The 23721-nt window shown below is 42.1% G+C and carries 13 protein-coding genes; 5 read left to right on the top strand and 8 right to left on the bottom strand.

The window, feature by feature from the left end; genetic code table 11:
- Window positions 1-112: 112 nt before the first annotated feature.
- Both HMPREF1536_RS14295 and HMPREF1536_RS14290 read right to left on the bottom strand, forming a co-directional pair.
- A complete protein-coding gene (locus tag HMPREF1536_RS14295) occupies window positions 113-868 on the bottom strand; it encodes a DNA-binding domain-containing protein (RefSeq protein ID WP_028728448.1) in 756 nt (251 codons plus the stop codon).
- Window positions 869-926: 58 nt separating this feature from the next.
- Complete coding sequence (locus HMPREF1536_RS14290) at window positions 927-2294, bottom strand: Gfo/Idh/MocA family protein (protein WP_028728447.1); 1368 nt, start codon at window positions 2292-2294, stop codon at window positions 927-929.
- A 732-nt stretch (window positions 2295-3026) separates the two neighbouring features.
- On the opposite strand from HMPREF1536_RS14290, the gene HMPREF1536_RS14285 reads away from it, so the two are divergent.
- From HMPREF1536_RS14285 to HMPREF1536_RS14265, 5 genes are all read left to right on the top strand, one after another.
- The gene (locus HMPREF1536_RS14285; protein ID WP_046151773.1) at window positions 3027-4838 is read left to right on the top strand and encodes a reverse transcriptase/maturase family protein; all 1812 of its coding nucleotides are present in this window, start codon (window positions 3027-3029) and stop codon (window positions 4836-4838) included.
- 113 nt (window positions 4839-4951) lie between these two features.
- Window positions 4952-5818, top strand: a complete 867-nt coding sequence (locus HMPREF1536_RS14280; RefSeq protein ID WP_122146129.1) for an AraC family transcriptional regulator — start codon at window positions 4952-4954, stop codon at window positions 5816-5818.
- A gap of 82 nt (window positions 5819-5900) precedes the next feature.
- Window positions 5901-7229 carry a sugar porter family MFS transporter gene (locus tag HMPREF1536_RS14275; protein ID WP_028729589.1) on the top strand — a complete coding sequence of 443 codons (1329 nt, stop codon included), beginning with the start codon at window positions 5901-5903 and terminating at the stop codon, window positions 7227-7229.
- Between the two features lie 11 nt (window positions 7230-7240).
- A complete protein-coding gene (locus tag HMPREF1536_RS14270) occupies window positions 7241-8257 on the top strand; it encodes a uroporphyrinogen decarboxylase family protein (RefSeq protein WP_028729588.1) in 1017 nt (338 codons plus the stop codon).
- Window positions 8258-8462: 205 nt separating this feature from the next.
- The gene (locus tag HMPREF1536_RS14265) at window positions 8463-9353 is read left to right on the top strand and encodes a helix-turn-helix domain-containing protein (RefSeq protein ID WP_028729587.1); all 891 of its coding nucleotides are present in this window, start codon (window positions 8463-8465) and stop codon (window positions 9351-9353) included.
- Here HMPREF1536_RS14265 and HMPREF1536_RS27900 read toward each other — a convergent pair.
- The 6 genes from HMPREF1536_RS27900 to HMPREF1536_RS14235 all read right to left on the bottom strand — a co-directional run bounded on the left by HMPREF1536_RS27900 (window position 9343) and on the right by HMPREF1536_RS14235 (window position 23539).
- A complete protein-coding gene (locus HMPREF1536_RS27900) occupies window positions 9343-11637 on the bottom strand; it encodes a hypothetical protein (RefSeq protein ID WP_199884258.1) in 2295 nt (764 codons plus the stop codon). The genes HMPREF1536_RS14265 and HMPREF1536_RS27900 overlap by 11 nt on opposite strands.
- A gap of 28 nt (window positions 11638-11665) precedes the next feature.
- Window positions 11666-14563, bottom strand: a complete 2898-nt coding sequence (locus HMPREF1536_RS14255) for a glycoside hydrolase family 38 C-terminal domain-containing protein (RefSeq protein ID WP_028729586.1) — start codon at window positions 14561-14563, stop codon at window positions 11666-11668.
- Between the two features lie 130 nt (window positions 14564-14693).
- Window positions 14694-16622 carry a glycoside hydrolase family 97 protein gene (locus HMPREF1536_RS14250; protein WP_052349910.1) on the bottom strand — a complete coding sequence of 643 codons (1929 nt, stop codon included), beginning with the start codon at window positions 16620-16622 and terminating at the stop codon, window positions 14694-14696.
- A 36-nt stretch (window positions 16623-16658) separates the two neighbouring features.
- Complete coding sequence (locus HMPREF1536_RS14245) at window positions 16659-18137, bottom strand: sulfatase family protein (RefSeq protein ID WP_028729584.1); 1479 nt, start codon at window positions 18135-18137, stop codon at window positions 16659-16661.
- A gap of 88 nt (window positions 18138-18225) precedes the next feature.
- A complete protein-coding gene (locus HMPREF1536_RS14240; RefSeq protein WP_225607930.1) occupies window positions 18226-20031 on the bottom strand; it encodes a RagB/SusD family nutrient uptake outer membrane protein in 1806 nt (601 codons plus the stop codon).
- Between the two features lie 19 nt (window positions 20032-20050).
- Complete coding sequence (locus tag HMPREF1536_RS14235) at window positions 20051-23539, bottom strand: TonB-dependent receptor (RefSeq protein WP_028729582.1); 3489 nt, start codon at window positions 23537-23539, stop codon at window positions 20051-20053.
- Window positions 23540-23721: the final 182 nt, after the last annotated feature.

Raw genomic sequence — 23721 nt, 5'->3', positions numbered from 1 at the left:
ATATATTTTATACTCCATCGATTCCCTAGCACTTACTCCGCACATTCCTTACCGTTGACTCCCCACCGGAGTTACCGGCAGGGAAAGTACGGAGTAAGTACAGGCGGCCGTCCTACTCTATCACTGGACGGTCGTCTTCTTCATTTTTCTTTTCTCCCACATATACCGGCACGGATACCGAACGGGGAGATTTCAGAAACACACCTTTGTTTTTCGTATATTGCGTAGTAACCGTCAATTCATACTCGCCATCACTCAATTCAGTAGGAACAATAAAAATCAGTTCCGACGGGTTATTGGTACTATACATTTCTTCCTCCACTTTGACAACCGTATCGTCAGCCTTGTTACGGAAAGAAATACCCACGGAAGGATCGTCGCCCACCACCTTGATGTATGCGCCACGGACAACCAGGTTACGTCCCGACGACATCCTACCATCGGTCAAGCCCGTTTTTCGATCTTCCGTTTCCAAGATATACATGACATCGTTCTTTTCACCCTGAATGACAATATCGGTCTTGGCAATCTCTTCACGCAAAACCTTGTCTTGTGAAAATGCAACATAAATACTGTTCTTCTCAGGATTCCAACATCCCTTTTCAATAAGTCCCAAAAAACGGGGCACAGCATAAAACAAACCGGTATTCACATAATAACCGTTCATTAAAAAACGGGCAACAATTCGCTCATAAAGGGTAACGACATGAGTCAACGTTTCCGGACGCAAGCCGGTATCTTCTTCCCTCATTTCTTTATAAATTTCCTCCAGCCCCACATGTCCGGCAGGATCAAGTATCAAGATCTTGTCATTCGGATCCTTGGTGATGCTGTTCGGTGCGATCCATCCTTTTAATTTGTTTTGCATAACAGATGATTTAATTGATTAATATTTTTATCGTATAAAAACACACAACTTTAAGTGCCTAAAGCCTTTCTATTGTTCCTTTCAATCTTGACTGCTCTCCCCTGAACCCCATCACATGACTTTCGATAGAGGCAGCTATACCACTGGTTAACAAAGATTCATCCTTTTTATCGACCGCCCACAACAGGTCTCTGATCAGACGAAGGTCGCCTCCGCCATGCCCGTCGTTGATATCGGTTCCCCATTTTTGTTGTTTTCCGGTTAAGAAATCAGTCACAGTAAATGATTGCATATCACCTACAATATCCCCTTTGGTACCCATAATCCGTGTCCGTCGTCCACCGTAAGAGGTCAGAGCTTCCATCGAGAAAGCAACAGTCGCACCATCTTCAAACTTCATATTCATAATGAAATGATCCGGCTGGTCATTATCCGAATGGAAGACACAACGTCCGTAATCAGTCGTCCGCAGATAAGACAAGATCTGTTCGCCCTGCTGTTGTTTGTCACCGTCCAGGTCGAACACATGCAACCAGATGCGTCTGTCGTAATAAATCCGCTTGGCAGAAAAGGCGCATTCACGTTCTATCGGGCAATCCAAACAACGCTTTGCCGCATTCTGCGGGGCCTTGGATGCCTTGAAATAAGAGAGATCACCGAAAGCAGTCACTTCTTTACACGGTTTCCCTACAATCCATCGTAAAATATCCAAGTCATGGCACGATTTGGAAATGACGGCAGGAGTACTCTTTTTTGAATTATTCCAATTACCCCGCACATACGAATGGGAGAAGTGGATACGTTCGATCGGTTCCAGGTGCTGGATGCTTACCAACTCTCCGATTTTTCCTGAATCGACAGTTTCTTTGAGTGCTTTAAAATAGGGTGCATATCTCAGTACATGGCAGATTGCCACGATACGGTTATACTTTTGCGATTGTTTCAAAATGTCAGTACATTCCTTTTCCGTTTGAGCGGCTGGTTTTTCCAATAATACATGATACCCCATCTCTAAAGCTTTCATACAAGGGGCATAATGCAAATGATCGGGAGTAGTTATGAAGACAATATCCGCAAATTTCGGCTTCTTAAAGACTTCACTCCAATCTCCCAGGCGACATGATTCTTTCACTGAAAAGCGATCAGACATCCGTTTTCTGCGAAACTCGTTGATGTCGGAGACACCTACGATCTTAAGTGAATTCGGAAATTTTTCTGCGTATTGGGCATAGACACCACCTCGCCCGCCGGCACCGATAATAATAGCGGTCAAAGGTTTATTCAACTTGGCGTCCAGATCGTCCGCAGCGGCCGGCATGTCTGTTATCGAACTAGCTTGTGCGGCATTCAATAATTCTGTCTGTCCGAAGATAGCCGTTGAAGAAGCTATCAAACCGGTACTTTTTAAAAAATCTCTTCGTTTCATGGTATAACTAGATTTAACATTTGCAAATGTAGAGTTACTAAGCGACTTACAGGTTAAGAGAAATATTATAGCACTATTTTGAATGTTTTTTTCAAAATAAATAAATTACACTTCTACTTTATTCCTATATTTGCCCCTATTACAACCTATAAAATCTATGTGCGCCCGTAAAGGTTGCATCGTAAACATCTCTTTGGCAAGAGATTAGGAAAGTGTTCTTTGAAAATAACCTATCATCAGCCGACTTATCTGTTTTCGGGAAAACTTAACCGAGCAGGGAGTGTAGCATGTCGGAAAAGTCATAAGTCAGTTAGTTACCAAACTGCGACTGAATGGCGAGATGAAAAGATAGATATGAGGATAAAGTCCGAATTGATTAAACGATAGTCCGAGTGGTTCCCCTTTAGGCTATGGCGTAAGGTAACTATCAATCGCCATATCGTGATACTACTTCAGTGTATAGGTATGAATGTAGCAAGAACTTATCACGACACAACCGCAGTAAGCGAGTGAAGGACGGAAGTCGTATCCGACAATCTATCATGCCAACAGTTACGATGTAATAAACGGGGATTACCTATCCCGAAGTGCCGAAAGGCTATTAGGTTTGACCTATGAAAATTCGGAGTGGTAACGGAGCTTCCATAGTAGTCCGAGCAAGGTAACGCCTTGTACATGGCGAAGGGAAGCAGCTAATTATTAATACAATTAACGGAAAATGTGAGAGACATTATGAGAAGTCCAGAAAGAGTATTAAACAGTCTATCAGAACACAGTAAGGATGTAAGCTACAAGTTTGAACGTCTTTACAGAATTTTGTTCAATGAGGAAATGTTCTATGTTGCCTATCAGCACATCTACGCCAAAGAGGGCAACATGACTAAAGGTTCGGACGGTCAGACCATTGACAACATGAGCCTGAAACGAATTGAAAAGTTGATTGATACGTTAAAAGATGAAACGTACCAGCCCCAACCGTCAAAGAGGGTGTACATACCGAAGAAAAACGGTAAGAAAAGACCTCTTGGCGTACCGACTTTCAATGACAAGTTAATACAAGAAGTAGTAAGAATGGTATTGGAAGCCATATACGAGGGAAATTTTGAATACACCTCGCATGGGTTTCGACCCAATCGAAGCTGCCATACTGCATTAACTCACATCCAAAAGGAGTTTAGCGGTGCAAAGTGGTTTGTAGAGGGAGATATAAAAGGTTTCTTTGATAATATAAGCCATGATGTATTAATAAACATACTCAAGGAGCGCATTGCGGACGAACGCTTCATACGCTTAGTACGCAAGTTTTTGAAAGCGGGATATATCGAAGAATGGCAATTCCACAATACTTACAGTGGCACACCGCAAGGGGGTATCATCAGCCCGATATTGGCTAATATATACCTTGACAAGCTGGATAAGTATATAAAGGAATACATAGCCAAATTCGATAAAGGGAAGAAACGAAAATTCAGTAGAGAAAGTTTGGACTTCGGCAATGCAAGAAAACGTATTGTGCGAAGATTGAAGTCCGTAAAAGACGAAAGGCAAAGGGTAAAGCTAATCCTTGAACTGAAAGCAATAGAACAAGGACGGGCTAAATATCCCAATGGCGAAGAAATGGATGCCGATTACAGGAGAATGAAATATGCGAGATATGCAGATGATTTTCTCGTGGGAATTATCGGAAGTAAGCAAGATGCGCAACAGATAAAGGGAGATATTAAAAACTTCCTTGCTGATAAACTGGCATTGGAACTGTCTGATGAAAAGACACTTGTCACCCATACCGAAAGACCTGCCAAGTTTCTCGGATATGAAATTACTGTAAGAAAGTCCAACGACCAAAGACGTGATAAACGGGGTAGATTAAGAAGAACCTATGGTAAAAGGGTCTGCTTGAATGTCAGTATGGAAACTGTCCGTAAAAAACTGTTCGATTGGGGAGTCTTGGAAATGACAAACCGTAACGGAAAGGAAATATGGAAACCGAAATGTAAATCGGGACTGATATTCAATGACGACCTTGAAATCCTTGATAGCTATAATCGGGAAATCGTGGGTTTCTATAATTACTACTCCATAGCCAACAACTGTGCCCATGCCTTGAATAATTTCAAGTACATCATGGAATACAGCATGTACAAAACGTTTGCAGGCAAATATAAGTGCCGCACACGCAAGGTAAACAAGAAATATCGTAAGAACGGTAGGTTTATCATAAAGCACATGACTAAAACAGGTGTAAAGGAAAGATACTTTTACGACGGTGGCTTCAAACGCAAGAAGCCCACCTATAAATCGGAATGTGACACCATGCCACGAACAATTTATACTGCGGGGCGGACAAGTCTTGTTGAAAGGCTGAAAGCCCATGAGTGTGAATTATGTGGAGCGACAGACGACCTTGTTATGCACCATGTAAGGAAACTAAAGAACTTGCAGGGTAAGGAAAGCTGGGAACGACACATGATTGCCCGCAAACGCAAAACGATTGCCGTGTGCAGGAGTTGTCACAAAAAGATACATGACGGAAAGATAGACTAAAATTAGTGGAGAGCCGGATACGCTGAGAGGTGTAAGTCCGGTTCGGGGGCGAGCATTTGGAAACCTACCATAGAAATATGACAAGGCGCTGGGTGCTTAGCCTACAAATACAAATGAGAAACAGAGAAATTAGCCGACTTATTTTGAATATGGAAAGACATGGTATTGACATTTTCGATGAATTTGGCAGATACAATTATGTAAATACACAAACCATACTTCCCACCCATACCCATCCGGATATGATAGAAATCTGTTATTTGGCTAAAGGAAGTCAGGAATACTTTGTTGGCGACAATATTTTCAGATTATATGGTGGAGATGTGTTTATTGCTTTTCCTGATGAAATACATGGCACTGGTGATGTTCCTGAAGAAAAAGGGGTCTTATACTGGATGGTTCTGAAAAAGCCCCAAGAGGGTAAAGAATATTTAGGATTAAACTATTTGGATGCCTGTGAGCTCTTCTCCAGGCTACTGCAATTACCCAAACGCCTCTTTAAAGGAGGAACGGAGTGTGAACGTTTGCTCCTAAAAATCATATCTATCTACTTTCAGAACAAGGAACCGTTAACCAAAATGGAGTTGACTAATTTACTCGTGTCCCTTTTACTTCATATCATACATGCAGGTGAAAAAAATTCCGGCAGGACATACAGTGACCGTATAGCCAAGATTGTCCATTATATAGATGAGAACCTTTTTGAGGTACTCGACCTAGATACTCTTGCAGATAAATGCAACCTCTCCGTATCCAGATTCAAACATTCATTTAAAGAGGAGACCGGTATACCTCCGTCTGAATATATAATTCGTAGAAAAATAGAGAAAGCACAAGAAATGATGAAAGAACACAAATTCTCAATTAAAGACATCGCCTATGACCTGGGGTTTTCTTCACCGGCTTACTTCTCTACCGTATTCAAACAATATAACGGCCATTCACCCACTTCGTACAAAAAGAAAAGCAAACCTCAATAAGCATTATTTCAAAATAGTGCTATAATACCGAATTTAAACGCAAACCTATTTGACGGAGTTATCTTTGTGAAAAAATAACTCCATGAAAACACACATCTTATACTTTTGGATAGCCATACTAGGAGGAATGCTTTTCGGTTACGATACAGCGGTAATTAATGGGGCTATGCCATTTTTTACATCCTATTTCAATCTTTCGGATACAATGGTCGGTTGGTCGGTCAGTTCTGGGCTTGTTGGTTGTATCACAGGAGCTTCATTAGCCAGTTGGCCTACTGACAGGTTTGGTCGCAGAGATACAATGAAAATAGCGGCTTTACTATTTTTAATGTCTGCATTAGGTACAGGATTTGCCTATAACTTTAATATGTTTATTATTGCCCGGATATTGGGAGGAATTGCTGTTGGAATAGTTTCCGTAACTATGCCTATTTACCTTTCAGAAATTACACCTCCTGAAAAGCGTGGAAGTTCAACCATTAACTTTCAATTAGGTGTTGTCATTGGCATATTAGCAGCCTTCTTTATTGATTATTTATTGATCGATACAGGTGAATATAATTGGCGTTATATGTTCTTATCGATGACTATTCCATCCGGTATTTTCTTTTTGTTACTACTTAAGGCCCAACGTAGTCCTCGATGGCTCGTTAAACGGGGATACATACAAGAAGCTGAAATTGTATTATCAGGGTATAATTCACTAAAAACAAGTGGAAGATTAATTGAGGAAATACAAGCATCTCTTCATAAACAAGACTTTAATAAACAAGTACATATCTCATTGTTCAAGAAGCCTAATCTTCGATTCATTCTAATAGGTATTGCAGTCGGTATTTTCAGCCAACTATCAGGCATAGCAATTGTTATGTATTATGCAACAGATATATTCAGATCAGCGGGATTCTCAACCGATGCTGCTATTGGACAAACAGTTATCATAGGTCTGACAAATCTTACTTTTACCTTATTAGCAAAATCATTAATAGATAGACTGGGAAGAAGAAAACTACTTCTTTTTGGAACAGCAGGTATGTCCGCTTCATTGGCATTACTAACATTATCTTACTTCGGTTCAGGTTTCCCTGCATGGATATTATTAATTTCCCTCATAAGTTTTGTAGCATTCTTTGCCTCTTCAATGGGAGCCGTATCCTGGGTTTTATTAGGAGAGATATTTCCTAATAGTATCCGGTCGCAAGGTATGTCCATAGGATCACTTTCTAATTGGATCGTTAATGGAGGGATTTCTTTCCTGTTCCCTATCGTAACCGGAGCATTACCCAACGGAGAAGGATACTGTTTCGCATTTTTCTCTATTACAACTCTCATCGGATACTTCTTCTTTAAGAAGTATCTGTTTGAAACAAGAAATAAATCATTGGAAGAAATTGAAAAAGAAAACTCATAAACACAATTAACATGACTGGATACGAAAGAATCAAAGCTGCTCTTTCCGGCAAAAAGCCGGATAAGACACCTATTATGCTGCATAATTTTATGATGGCCGTCAATGAAGCCGGATATACGATGGAACAATACCGCAACAATCCAAAAATTATAGCCGAATGCTTTATCCGTGCAGTAGAAAAATATCAATATGATGGTATTGTTGTAGATATCGATACAGTGACACTTGCCGGTGCATGCGGGGTAAAGGTCGATTTTCCACAACATGAACCGGCCCGTTCCCATACTGGGATATTATCTTCATTAGCAGAAGTTAATCAACTCAAACCTGTCGATGTACAGAATTACCGATACGCCAATATCTGGTGTGAAGCCGTTACACTGTTAAAAGCATACTTTAAGAACGAAATCTACATACGGGGCAATTGCGATCAGGCTCCCTTTTCTTTAGCTACAATGATCCGTGGTGTAGAAAACATGATGATGGATTTATATCTGGAAGAAGAAAAGTCTGTCTTTGCGTTACTGGATCATTGCTATGAAGCGACTTCACAATTTATAAAAATGATGATAGAAGCCGGCGCCGATATGGTTTCTAATGGAGACAGTCCAGCCGGCCCTTCTATGCTATCGCCTGATATGTATGAACAGTTTGCACTTCCTTACGAAAGAAAAGTTTGTGAATATGCGCATCAATCCGGTATTCCTTATCTATTACATATTTGTGGAAATACAGACCTTATTATCGACCAGATGATCACATGCGGAGCGGATGTATTGGAACTGGATTACAAAACCGACATCAAAAAAGCAGAAGAGAAAATGCATAAAACGACTGTTTTTGCCGGTAATATAGATCCGGTCGGAGTATTGGCTTTTGGTACCCCAGAGCTTGTTAAGCTGAAGACAATTGAGCTACTGGAGGTTTTTAAAGATAATCCCCGCTTCATTCTGAATGCAGGTTGCGCAATACCATCCACAACTCCTCCTGAGAATCTTTCTATGATGATTTCTACAGCACGCGAATAAGGTATAGCTAAAATCTTACAGATAAACAGGACTATAGTGCTACCCTCACTCACACTACTGTGCTAAGGGGGGCAGCACTATAGTCCTGAGGGAACTAATACTACTATGTCAGAAAAACGAATTCCTATAAAAAATAGCATATTATTGCCTTATTTGTGGATTATTATTGCTTATTTTAGGCTGTGAATGGCAAAAAACATGAAATATGGCGAAAGTAGAACTAGGATTTTCCGGCGAACGTTTCATTTATCTTCCTATCCCGATGATCAACCTGATGGAAGACAGTCCGTTGACGGGTGATTTGTATCTTTACTCGATGGGATATTTCTCAAGAGCGTCCCATCATTATATCAACCGCCCTACCGGATGCGATGAATTTCTCTTTATCTATTGTAAAGATGGCTGCGGATGGATTGAGTTATATGGAAAAAAGCAGAAACTGGAAGCCAATCAGTTCATTATCCTACCCCGGAACATTCCACATGCTTACGGGGCGGATGAACAAAGTCCCTGGACAATCTACTGGATTCATTTCAGAGGGAGTAAAGCGCCTCTTTTTTCCAGCCGCTTCGATAAACCGACAACAGTAACCCCTTCCGCCCGGTCGCGCATCGAAGAAAGGATCGACCTGTTCGAAGAAATTTTCTTTACACTGAATGAAAGTACGTCTATGGATCACATGCACTATGCCAACCTGTGCTTTGCCCATTTCCTGGGTTCCTTCCTGTTTATTGATATTTACCGGAATAAATTCCGCCAGAAAGAATATTCCGAAAATGTAATGAACCGGGTGGTTCATTATATGAATGATAATATTGAAAGTAATCTCAAACTGGCAGATTTCGCAGACTTCTGTGGATACTCAACATCTTATTTCTACCGCAAATTCGTCAAGGAAACAGGCCACTCCCCAATGGATTATTTTATTCGCCTGAAAATAAACAAAGCCTGCAAGCTACTGATCCAAACAGATATGAAAGTGAATCAGATCGCTCACAAGCTTGGTTTTAAAGAATCTCAATATTTCTCCCGTACGTTCTCCAATGTGATGGGACTTTCACCACTGGAATTCAGGAGGCAGAATTTCAGATTATAGTTAGAACCACCTCTTTTACTTCGCCCGAACGCAAAGATATAGTTTGCTTTTCTTTACCGGAAAAGCCTGATAAAGGTTTCTTTGCTTCTTCAGCTGTTTCACTAAAAATCGTCACCTCTGCCGGGAAGCGGGTCGGATTCGTCAGACGAAGTACATAACGTCCTTTTTCCACCTTGACTTTTTCCGCATGAATATTATCAAAAACAACCAATACATCTTTATCCGGTTGCAAATAGATACCTGGCAGTTGCGTCATCGTTAATGCAATGGCTGCTTCCACCCAGGAGCAAGAATCGAAAATACTACCACCCACATTATTCTTGCCTTCCCAATCACTCAGGTTAACACGCTCACAGGAACCGCCCGGAGGCATCTCGCCTATCGGTTGATCTTCACGGCTTATATATTGAGGAACACCGTGGGCTATATCTGTCAGCAACTCCAGAGCATATTTATCTCCCGTCGCCCGGTAATATTTCAATAAACAATCGCCCGACCAGGTACATATACCCGGAGCACCGTGTTTATTAGCTACACTCGCCCAAACAGCACCACAGGAACGAGCATCGATCTTCCCCATCTCCGATTGAGACGGGAAATTGAAGTCATAGGAAACAGTCCAACTGGCACATATCGGTAATAACTCCGACATATATTCAAGCCATTCCTTTTCACCTGTTGCTTCATAAAGAGCCATATAAGCTTCGAAAAGTCCAAAGGCCGACTCACTGTCGGGAGTAGATAAAATCTCTCCCGGCCCTCCGGTGGTATATCCTTTCCGCACATAATCGGTATAATATTTACGCCCTGCCTGTTTGGCAACCTCCAGATATTTCGGGTTCGAGTAAACCTGTGAGGCCAAAGCCAAACCACCGCAGACAATCGCACCGGCAGTAGAATTACCGATACAAATATCCCCAGTCTCTACATCCACAAAGTGTCCGAACTGTCCTTCCCGATCCCATAAATGAACAAAAGCATCCGCCTGTTTCTGCAAAGCCGACTTCCAATGTGACGGAACAACTTCCCCTTCCGATTCCATATAATGGAACTGTCGAAGCGCCATATACAACCAATCGCCCTGCGAACGAACCAATGACTCATTGTTTTTTAAAGGAGAACCATACCCGAAGCTAACAAAATCCTTTCCATTACCATAGGCATTAAAAAATCCCGAACGAGCCTGGCTCTTAGATACAATTACTTCTATATTTTTCTTAGCCCGTTCTTTGCCGGTTTGTCCTCCTTTCATCATAATTGGCAAGGTATTCTGGCCTCCACCTACCCATCCCAACTGCCAAATAAAATTCCAACTGGTATTTGCACCGACTTTACTCAACCAATACATATCGATCTCATCATCCCAACGTTCAGTCTGATAAAGGTTATTCACCAATTTCCAGGCCTCACTGAACGGGAGTTCTTCTTTACGGTTTACCACATTATATCCTTTACGGGCCTTCAGGAAACGTTGGTACAAATCGCTCAAGCTCTTTGCGGGGAAGGTGTAAACCCGGAAACGGATAGATACTGCATCTCCCTGTTTGTAATCGGCAGCTTTATCTCCCGACTCTGCAAATCCACTAATTATAGCTCGTTTTTCACGAACTGCCGGAGATGTAATTGTAAAGACACTCTCCGTCTTCGTTCCATTCTCGGTGATCGTTAGACCGTGATTGCCATTAATGTTACCTTGTGTAGTCTGTACCATCCAGCCTTTACCCTTATCCGGCGCATAAAAAGCCATTAAAGGAGTTGAAGCATTTCCTGTTGTCAGTTCTATTTTAGCAGCACTACTACCCTTCTTACCCAGGGTAGGTTGAACCGTAGTCGTTGTCGGCATATCTTTTCGCCATTCACTTTTCTCATACCAGTATGGTGGATAGCCGACATCCTTGACATCAAAACGGTTTCCATCATAAACGATGGCCGGGACAAACACATAATTATCGACCGACCAATCCTTGAATGGAAAATCGACCCCTACTCCTATACTTTGTGCATTTCCTTTCTCCAATGTCCAGGTTAACTTGTAATCGGTTGCATCCGGCTCTCCCGGAACATTTTGTGTATGAACCGACAAATTCCATTCTTCGCCACTTCCGGTCTTCACCCTCTCTCCATCTTTCAATGATAACGATATCTTATCTTTCAGCTGCGTTTCATCGAAACTACTGATAAACGGGACTATATCACCGGATATACTTTTTAAAGACTGAGCAGATGCAATTGTCATCATACTACCAGAAAGTAATATCGCTAAACCTGTACGTACTTTGATCATACAACTACTATTTAGTGGATTATTATTGTCAATACTCAATTTTCAATGTTATCTGCCCATAAGGCTTCATCATGAACTCACCGTTTGTCGGCTTTACCGGAATCTCTTCACGCTCACAAATCATAAGACTTTTCGGATCAGCTTTCGGGAAAAACAGCTTTACAGGCTCAGCCTTATCCGACAGGGAGCGTAGGCGAACGATCAGTTCCTTATCTTTATCGGTACTCTTCAGAATCGTTGTATACACCCGTTCATTGTCAATAGTAATAACAGGTTTTATTACCCGGGCCTTATCGGCCGTCGCATAAACCAGCGGTTGGGATTGTTCCAGGCCGAATCGGTTAGCTTCTACCACATTATATTCTTCATGGGGGTACAAGCGGTAACGGAACCTAACGGGGCCATCCTGCGTCAACGGGAAATTGGTATGCCAATGATTGTTCATCACCCAGGAATAGATAGTCGAACTCGGTTCCAATTTAGTAATCCAATTCCCTTGTCCGCCCCAACTCATCGAGATATTGGCGTATCTGTCGCCGTATTCAAACAAAGGAGCATCCAGCGAACACCAGGTAACGCCATGTGTGGAGTTCGAAACATCCAGCCAGCGCTGCATCGCCAGCCAGTTCCGATTTCCCTGCGGCCACTGGTCTTTTTCCACTTCCATCATCCCCCAGGGGATATCTACACGTGTTTTTGAATCAGGCAAGTTAAAATCAAAACCAAAGTGAATACCATCTTTCTCTACCAAAGGTAATTTGTCGACGATATTGGAAATCTCTACCCAGGGTTGTCCAGCCTGCAAACGGACAGAACGGGAGACACTCCGGCATCCGGTAGCTTTTGATGTGATACGTAACTCTACCGCCAACGGGCCCTCCTCAACGACAGATACAGACTCTACCGTATCCGCCTGGGGCGCATCGACATTGGCCGGCAACCAGGAGAATGTATTTGCTCCACGGTTGACATAGTTATACTCCGAACCATTCTTCGCCAGATAAACAATATTACCCGTCACCGGATCCAGCCGTACGGTCAGATACTCATTCTCAAGGGTATTCCCGTTTATCCTGCAACGACTGGACAAAGTGCATTTCCCTTCCACAACCCGGTAATGACGCGAGCCCAAGGCCGGAACCTCCGAGGCATAAAATAATAATTCTCCGGACGACAGACGTTGCGAAAGCACTTCCTTCCCATCCTGATCAACCACTTTATCCCCTTTCAGACTTTCTTTTGACGATAATGTTATCACACCGCTTTTTGGCCACGTATGCGTATTAAAGACAGCAATTCCTCCATTCGAAGGCCCCTCTTTCGGCCCTAAAGCACCGTCAGACTTATCTGTTACCGGAGCCAGCGATTCATCCAGCATATCGATCGAACGGTCTTCAGCCTCATGGAAGTAAGATTGCTTCACTTTCCAGATGGCATCCTGAAAATAAGGTTCTGTCGGATTCTCAAAACACCAGGTGTGTTCCGATCCGAGAAGAATATAACGCCAGGCTTCATCAAAATCATAACGGGGAGCTTTCGTCCCGTTCGCCAGCATAGACCAGATAGTTTCCGCCTGCAGCAGTCTTCCCTTGGCATTCCGGTTCATTGCCGTCAGACCGGCCGCCGTTCCCAGGCCGTCCGTCCAATATTCCGTATAGTCGCCTGTGACAACCGGTAACCGGTCGCCGTACTTTTCTTCAATCATCGACATAATCTCATGACCGCCACATATCTTTATTTTCGGATAAGCATATTTCTCGTTCCAGGCCTTCACTGCATAAGGTATATCGGCATCCAACGGGCAATTATCCCAGAGAGTCCAGGAGAAAACGGCAAAATCATACGGATAGTTTTCTGCCTCCATCTCCGTCAGCTGCCGGGTAAAATCGACATCCGCTTCTCCGGTACGGATCACAGCCGGCACCTTTTCCGGATCACGCTGGCCGAACCAGGGACGTCCGGTCGTTCTTCCTTTTCCCATACTGCCGCAGTTTGCATATCCTCCCGGCTGGAAAAACAGAACTTTCGATTCGCCGTCCGGCCCGATCCACCAGAACGGTCTTCCGTCCATCTGATATTTATGTGCATTACCCGCCCGATCTGAATTTGGCCAGGAGATAATATATTTCACTCCTTCCTGCGCCATTACCGGGATCAGTCCCCAGGATACCCCAGGTATATCAAATTGCTGGAAAACATCCGATGGGACTCCGCTTAAACGTTGTATCTCACGGGTAAATTTAAATACATGAAATAATTCCTCATCCGAACAGGTACTGGTATTCAGATTCAGATAACTTGCATCCACACACAGTTGTCCTTTTTTCACTGCCCCAATAAGTGCCTCTCTTCTTTCCGGCTCTGACTGCCACAACCGTTCCAGCGGCCATCCAATCTCCGGGTTCCAGACATACCGCGAACCTTCCGGATGATTCTTTGTCTCTTCGGCCAGCCTGACACCTTCTATGATATTTGTTTTATGAAGCCGCTCTACATTCTTATGCGTATTCGTATAGCCGATATCGACATGGGAGTGATTATACAAATACACATTCCATTGACGCATCGGAGATATACTCACCTTCTGCTTTTCTTTTTTACCGGCACTACTGAGTACAAAAGTCACTTCCGACTTCTTTCCGGCAGGTACAGTCGGCGGTAAAAGAACCTCCACTTCTGTCGAATCCTTTGCATTCAATACAAAATGGTTCTTTTCGGTTTTTCCTTTAGTTATCACGTCTACAGAAAGATCCCCTTTCAGTTCTTTCCCTTTCAATTTAACCGTCACAATACGTCCGGGAGTACCATCCGCCCTGTAACCATAGAGCGGGCGCACTACATAATCGATTGTAGATGGAACTACATCTGCATAAATCATAGAAGATAATACGGATGCAAATAAACAATAAGCTATTCTCTTTTTCATCGTATTCAATTTAAAATCAACGACATTCATTGCCAATAATTAGTTCTGCACACAAATAAACCTATCTTTTACTTCCTGATCAATGGACTTTTTTATGGTTTATTTGCATTATCTTCTGATTCTTGCTGCTTTATTTTTTCCTGAACAGGAGACAAGCGCCTCCACCAGGAGCCAGCTTAAGTTTCAATACATCTGATTTTGCAACCTTCTTTTGAGAGACCTTCAGTGTCTCACGGTTCGTCAGATAGTGACCATCATCGCCGTCTTCCACAATCCGTACATCATAAGAATCTTCATTGAGGAAAGAAAGAGGCAAGTCAATAGTCCGTTCCGACTCATTAGTAGCAGCTGCAACCAGAATCGCATCATCTGTTTGCCGCATCATCACAATATACCCTCCGATCTCTCCGGCCAATGTGCGACTTTCCTTCCAAGGCATTTCCTGTGCGGAAAGGAAGTCTAGCAACGCAGGATATTTCCTATAATATTCCGGTATATCCGGCAAGATTGTAGCCCCTGAAAATACAATCAACGTACGTGCTGCTTCCGAAACCAAAGTCGACGGAACCGGTTGATTTTCGTCAACACGGGTCGTATTGCCTTGACGGAGATCGAACATGCCGTTATTCATATCGATAGGGCCTGCTACCATATTGACGAACACTGTTGTACAGAAAGTAGTCGGCGTGAACACCCGGTGAGCATCCAACTGAGCATGACAGAACTCACGTGTCACGGCATTCGGCCAGGTACGCATCTGTCCGTAAGGATGAACCGGGCCATCGTGGAAGTCAACCAATAAATGATTCTCTGCACAAAGTCTCGTTATCTTCTGTGTCCACAAATTTTTCTCTTCAGGAGAGCCTTTCATAAAACCATACTTCACGCCGGACGCTCCCCAGTCACCATACTGTTTCAAAGTCTCTTCAATCGGAAATTTCCGTCCACCCACATCATTCAGGTATAACCAGATACCTACACCTTTTTCTTTTCCATAAGCCAGCAAGCGCTGCACATCCTTTGCCTTATCCCCCTTCACCGGATCGGAGTCTGTTTCAAACTCAGGCCCATACCAGTTAGCGTCCAACACCAGATGTTTAAATCCTTGCTCAGCTGCAAAGTCCACCATTCTTATCCACGAAGGATACGACATCGAATAGGTAAATCCATCCCATATAGCTCCGTCGATACGCCAGTCCCAGACAGCCACCCCTGGCTTTACCCAGGAGAAATCCATATCCGGAGCAGGATCCGGATTCAGCAATTCCAGCAAATGACTATCCACCAATGCTCCGGGAGTCTTTCCCACCATAATGACCCTCCATGCTGAAGTAAAACCTCCTTTCAACTGTCCGAACACGCCCGGAGAAGAAGCTACGGCAAACGAATGTTCACCTTTACAGGAAGTCAGACGCAACGGATCACCCTCCAGCAAACAAGCTTCATGCATATTCAGATAGAGACTATCTGATACTCTTAATGTCACATTCGACGGACGCACCTCATCCACCTCGCTCAAAAGCACAGGACCATAATTTTCATGCTCGCCGTTATAGAACCAGGCTGTCGGATCTGTCACATAGTTATACTGTGTCAGTTCACATTCGGCTGCTTCGTCCATATTTTCCGGAAAAGAATAGCGGAAAGCCAGTCCGTCATCATAAAGACGAAACTCAATCGTCATATCTTTTATCCCTGACAATGCATTCCTATTTGCCAGTTGAAGCGTAAGTCGATTATACTTATCAGCCACAATGGAACGTTTACCCCAAACTGGACGCCATTCGCTATTCACACTTGCTTTTTCCTCTTTCGCGATAATCCAACCGCCAGCAGGAAACTCGTTTCCATCTTTCAGGCGATATCCCAAACGGGATGAATCTATCACCATTTCATCTCCCGCATAAAAACAATAGACTAAATCTCCCTTATTCGATTGTCCGATCTTAACAGACAAACAGCCATCCGGAGAATATAAATCATAATTACTACTTTTGGAACAACCAACAAACATAATTGCCAGTAGGCCAAAGAACCAACTGTTTATGAACGTTTTCATTTTTTTATTTACTAGGTTAAAGACTTCGTTTTTTTCTTATTTAATTTGTGATACTTCCAGCACTTTCCGTCCAAATTCTTCAACAATCATCCAATAATCAAACTGAACATTGTGTAATTCTGACGGATCATTCTTCAGGTTATATAATTCCTGATTTTGATTTCTCTGCGCAGGAATCCATTTCCACTCGCCGGAACGTACAGCGATGTTTCTGCCATTATCCTGCAGAATAAGATAAGGGCGATACAGTTTTGCCTGAGGATTAAAAAATAGTTCAGATGCATCCCGGCTATCATTCATGTCAAGACTATTTGTATTATTGTCCAGTATCCGGGAAAATGTAGCCAACATATCTAAATAGCAAAAAGGTTGTTCTTGTTCAAAGCCTTTTCTAACCTCTTGCGGCCAGCTAAAAATAAAGGGAACACGGGTTCCACCTTCATTTAATGTACCTTTTTCTCCTCTGAATATACTAAAAGGATTATGTCCGTTCAAATTCTCCAAAGCGCCATCAGCATACCCTTCTCTGATTCGCGGCCCATTATCGCTGGTTACAATAAGTATAGTATTATCTAATTCTCCTTTTTCTTTCAGAGCCTTTATAACCTCCCCTACCATATAATCAAATTCTTCAATCACATCACCATAAATACCAGCCTTCGACTTTCCCCTGAATTTCAAAGAAGGGATTCGTGGTTCATGTGCATTATGAGTCGCAAAATAAAGGAAGTAAGGTTTATCCTTTTGATTTTTTATAAATTGTAAAGCTTTATCCAATAAAGTATCAGCCATCTCTTCATCTTTCCATAAAGCAGCATTCCCACCACTCATCCAGCCGATCCGGCTGACCCCGTTAACGATAGTTCCGTCGTGCCCCATATGAGGTCGTAAAGTCAGCAACTCAGGATTCTCCTTTCCCGTTGGGTTATCTCCCACCTTTTTCTGGTAAGAAACTTGTATTGGATCTGAAGAAGAAAGGTTTACAACTTTACTATTTTCTATATAAACACAGGGAACACGATCATTTGTCGCCGGAAATATATATGAATAATCAAAACCAACCTCCTTAGGACCATTGACTATCGTTTTATTAAAATCAACTTTATCTTCTTTACTCCCCAGTCCTAAATGCCATTTACCGATAATACCTGTGCAATATCCAGCCTGCTGAAATGTTTTAGGTAAGTTATTTTTTTGTGTATCTATCAATAAGGGTGCGTCCCCTGGTAAAATATGAGCACCCGCCCGCCATGCATATTCACCGGTAAGTAAAGCATAACGCGATGGAGTCGATGTAGAAGCCGGTGCATAGGCATTGGTAAATCTTACTCCGCTACGGGCTAATTTATCCAGATTGGGAGTTTTAATTTTTCTGGCTCCATAGCAGCCAAAATCGGCATATCCAATATCATCTGCCAGAATAAACACAACATTGGGCCTATCAGCTGCACAAAGAGTAGAATGGATTGCTAATAAACCCAATGCTGTAGTATAGATTTTTTTATTGAGATTCATAGTATTTTTAATTAAAGAAATTGACATGTTTATTCTTTGTCTGACAGAAGAGGCTTGTTACCGGCCTCTTCTGTCAGACAGTAAAAACTTATTTCGGAGAATCCCATCCCGGATTTTGTTTCAGATTCGGATTGATAAGCAACTCATCCATCGGTATCGGATTCAGATAATCTCTTTCCGGTTTAAACTTAAATGCACTTCCATTTAAACTAACGGCATACGGATCCAGATAACCATCAGAGTCCACCGGAATAGTTGGTATTTCCAACCCTAACTTAATATAATCTTCTTTCTCAAACCGATAACCTTTCGGACGTTTTCCATCAAACAATTTATGAGCCCGCCAACGTTTCCAATCATCTGTGCGATACCCTTCTCCAGCTAATTCCACACGGCGTTCCTGACGGATAATAGCCAAATTATCAGAAACCGTATAACCATAATCGGGCCACCAAGTTTCTACAGACGGTTTAACATCTGTCAAAGCCGGCATACCAACACGTTTACGCAATAGATCTATATTATCCGATAAATCAGGAAACGATCCGTTCAACTCTACATAAGCCTCCACATAATTCAACATCAATTCAGGTATTCTGAATGAAATACTCGAAACCAACGGATCGGTCTGGTTCAAAAGAGGGCCTTCGGCATTATGGGCTTTTTTAGGAGCAAACCCAGATGTCGTATTGCGGGTTGCTTCAGAGATATGTATCTGTGGTACGGTAAACAAAGAATCTATAAATCCGGCTGTAACCGTATTCAAAAGATCACCGGGAGTAAATACGCTTTGACGATAACGAGGATCTAATTTTGAAGCCAGTTCCGAGAGGTAAGCAACTCCCGTTCCCGGAATGACCGATTTATCCATAATATTAACAGACTTACCTTCATTGGATAAATAACTGCGAACCAAATCCAGCGTATAAGAACAATTAGAATATCCATACCACCAGGACTGGACATTAACGTTATTTTTTATCCCCAAGGCTTCCGAATACTTCTTACTAAGAGTTACTTCCTGAATATCTGCATAATCAAACCGGTTAAACAGATTATAATAGTCTGACTCTGGATGTCCGGTCGAATAAAGTTTTCCCTCAAATCCACCACACATTTGCTTAAACTGATCATATGCTTCCACCGCTTTCTTAAAATATTTGTCAGCATCCACATCCGATGCAGACGGTGTTCCGGCATGATATTTAGCCCAGGTCGCTTCAAATAAAGCCACTCTTGATTTATAGATCAGTGCCGTTTCTTTATTGATCCGGTTTACACCAACAGCCGAGCGGAGCTTCAGATGTTCCACCGACTGATCGATCAGGTTCATTATAGAATCTACCACTAAAGATCTTGGATCACGGGCTTTACTCAACTGCTCTTCATCCGTATCGGAAACAACGGAAGAATACCAGGGCACATCTCCAAAATTCTTAACCAGTTCATGATACTTCAACGCTTTTAAAAAACAAGCTTCGCCATAAGTTTGCTCATACGAGCTGAACGGAGATTCACATTGAGTATAATTATCAAAAAACAAATTAATCTCACGAATAGCCTCCCATTTCCAGTTACCTCCACTGGTAGGAGTCGTATTATTCTCCCCGTTCATCCAGGTCGGATGATTCATGCCGACCACCATATTATCCGAATTCTGATCGTCAATATAATGTCCCATTCCCCAGTCTGTGAATTGCCCGGGAAGCCAGTTATATTTCCCTATTATATACGAATTCAATTGTTCCGGAGTCTTCCAGAAAGTTGCCTGCGACACTTCGTCCAGAGGTTCTCTGTCAAGAAAATCATCACAGGAAGATAATACCATAAGTGCCAACGGAAGGATAAAGAGCCCCTTATGTATCATTTTTATTTTATCCAATATATTTCTCATAATATTTATATATGCGTGATTAGAAACTAACATTAACTCCAAAAGAATAAACAGCCTGTTGCGGGTACATTCTACCACCACCCACAGCTTCCGGATCTATATAAGAAGGTAGTCCGGATAAAACAAACAGATTCTCACCAGAGAAGTATACCCGGCAATTACTCATTCCTGCTTTCGAAATAAGATGTTTTGGTAATGTATAAGTCAACTGTAAGTTCTTTAACCGGATATATGCCCCACTAAGCAAATACTTGGTATTCGTCTGGAAATTCTTCTTGCCTTCTGCATTGTCATAAGGACGTGGAAAATATGAATTTATATTTTCGCCCATATATTCAAGAAGACGCGCTTCTGTTGTCTCATCACGATAAAAATCCATATGCCATTTATTATCGTACACAGAACTCGCAAACGAATTACTAACCCCTGTCCCCCAGAAGTAGAAAGAGTTATCCATAAACAGGTCACGTTTAGCAACCCCTTCAAAGAAAAGAGACAGATCCAGACGACCAGCTTTCTCGAACTCGTATCCGGTAGACAAATTAATACCGTACCTGAATCTGGGTGTCGTATTACCGATAATCCGTTTATCACCCGGTTCCTCTACCGTAGAGTTACCGGGAGTTATCTCTCCGTCACCATCCAAATCTTCATATTTAACATCACCCGGATACCAGTTTGCGTGGATCTTACTTTGATCTACAAGCAGTTTCCCGTTTTCATCGAAATCATCTTTTGTCAGGAATCTGTCAACTTTATATCCCCATACCTCACCAAACACTTTTCCGACATACCATTTTTCTTTTCCGTCTGAAGTCTGTCCAAACGAGTTAGACGAAGTATTATATTTAGTCACCTTGCTACGTCCGTCCGCTAGATTGAACGAAGCACTGTAATCCCAACGCTTGCTGAACTGATCTCTCCAGCTCAACTGCATCTCAAAACCATTGGTGACAAACTCTGCATTATTCACTTGAGGAGCAGTTGTTCCAAGTACTGCAGCCTTTGGAGTTGGAGGACCAATGATATCCCACGAACGTCTATTAAAATAACCTATCTCCGCAGACAGTTGGTTATTCAGAAACCTCATTTCCAACCCTACATCCAACGTCGTTATCTTTTCCCAGGTTCTGCTCATATTTAAAATACCTGGAGTTTTGACATAAGGCAACCGGCTTCCGTTAAATATCCAGTCTGATTCCGATTTTACCTCCATAGTCGGTATATGCAGATAGCCGGCCGAATTTCCTTGATTTCCCAAAGTACCATAAGAGGCCTTCAATTTTGAGAAATTTACAACATCTTTAATACCATCCCAGAAACTCTCGTTACTCATATTCCAAGCTGCAAAAGCAGAAGGGAAAAATCCCCATTGAGACCCTTTTGAATATCTACCCGATCCATCATAACGTCCATTCAATTCAACAAAATAACGTTCATCGAAATTATAATTTATACGCCCAAAGAAACCGGCTGTCGCCCAGTCATTTATTTTATCATCGAATGTACGTATTCCCTGGGCGATCGAAACTGCATCCATATCAGGTACGAACAAATCCTTTGCCGTACCGGAAAGTTCCCTATACGTATTTTCTTCAGCCTGCGCGCCTAACTGAATTCTGAAGTTATGTTTTTTTATCTGGTGTTCGTAAGCTGTATACCCTTGTATCGTCCAATACTTAGTCATTCCAGTCTGTTTTGCCAATGAAGATTCAGTTCCTCCAAATGTAAACTGATCACCTGAAGGCCTTAGCCCGTAGACCGGCTTTCTCAGCGTCTGATAATCTTGGAAATTCATACGCCATGTTCCATCTACATGGGCTGTCCACCCTTTGGCAATATTAAAGTCCAATGCCAGGATATTATCCAACCGATGTTGCATATCCGTCCGGTGACCAGCACCAACACCGGTACCGATCCGGTTTCCTTCATTGTAATATCCATCCGGATTTACAATAGGAGTAACAGGCCATGCACCGAAAGCAAAGTCATATACACGTTGCCGTCCCTGGTTATACTCAAAAGCCGGTTCTTTAGTCGTCTCATAAGAATAACGTGAACGATAGGTTAGTTTCAACCAGGAGGTAATATCTGTTTCTAACCCTCCATTAATATTAAAACGGGAATAATTATCTATATCTTCCACATAATTCAAAATACCCGGCTGATAAACATATCCGGTTGATACAAAATAAGATGTCTTATCATTTCCTCCTCTTACGGAAAGGTCATGTTGATGACGAAATGAAGAACGCAACCAAATATCGATGAAATCATTGTTACAGTAGGACTTATTTCCCCATCCCCAATCATTTCCATCTCCCGGAACTAAATCAGATAAGGTATATTTGCCTGGATTTTGGATATTATCCAAAATAAAATCCAATTGATCATCAGTGAAAGCCCTTGGCATTTTTGCATTAATTTTCGATTGATTTTTCATCAACCCAAATGTATACGAATCGGCCATTCTCGGCATATTCACCGGAGTCACCACACCATAATTACCGCTATAAGTGATGGTCGGTTTCTCATTTCTCCGCCCCATCTTAGTCGTTATCATCAACACACCATATGGTGCACGTGCTCCATATACGGCAGAAGCTGCAGCATCTTTCAATACAGAAATACTCTCTACATCATTCGGATTCAGAGCATTAAAATCAGCCATTTCGGATGGAATCCCATCTATTACGACTAGTGGAGGCGTCGATTCATTCAAAGCAGCCTGGCCACGAATCTGAATAGTCGGATTCTTTCCCGGCGTATTACCTCCGGTCGGAGTAGAAAATGTGATACTGGTCGCTTTTCCTTGTAACATCGAACTGGCACTCGTTACGGGACGGTTTTCCAAATCTTTCGAGCGAACCACATCTACAGAACCGGTTAGATTCGAACGCTTTTGTGTTCCATACGCAACCACAACAACCTCATCCAATGTCTGATTATCCTCCAGAAGAACTATTTCAAAAGAGGTATCTTTTCCCACTTTCACTTCTTTGGAAAGATATCCTATATAAGAAATCTGTAATACAGCTCCCTCCGGTACATTCATATTAAAAGCACCGCTTATATCGGTTATAACTCCATTAGTTGTTCCTTTCTCGATAATGTTGGCACCAATAATCGGTTCTCCGTTCATATCTTTAACCATTCCGGATACTTTTCGCCCTTGTTGTGTGATTAATGAAGTACTATTATTCATTGTATTTTGGGGTGACAAAATAATATATGCTCCATCCACAGCGTACTTCACATCCGTTCCTTTAAACAAATGCTCCAACACTTCTTCCAACGGACGTTTGTTCAGGTCAAGAGAAACTTTGCGGTTCACATTCACATATTTGTTGTACACAAAAAAGTAATCCGTTTGTTTTTCAATATCGCTCAGAACATTTTCCAGTTCTGCATTACTCTGCTTCAAAGTAACCCTGACATTCTGGGAGTTTGTATTTTCTGCATGTAGACAGAAGATCAACACGAATAAGAATAAAGTGGTTATCTTCATGATTCTAAAAAAGTGTTTACATCGTTGGGTTTTAGTATAAAAAGCCCACGATAAGAATTTTTTATTCATATCTTTGTAATTGTAGTATGTTAATACAGTTATTTATTAATTGTGTTGATTAGATGCCGATGGGTGTGGGGACACTTATCGGCATTTTTTAAGGTTAATGCTGCTTTCTTTAT

Origin of the sequence: Parabacteroides gordonii MS-1 = DSM 23371, assembly GCF_000969825.1 — a bacterium.
Lineage (GTDB): Bacteria > Bacteroidota > Bacteroidia > Bacteroidales > Tannerellaceae > Parabacteroides > Parabacteroides gordonii.
Note: the sequence above shows the minus strand (reverse complement) of the source record. Positions and strands in the feature narration are given on the sequence as shown.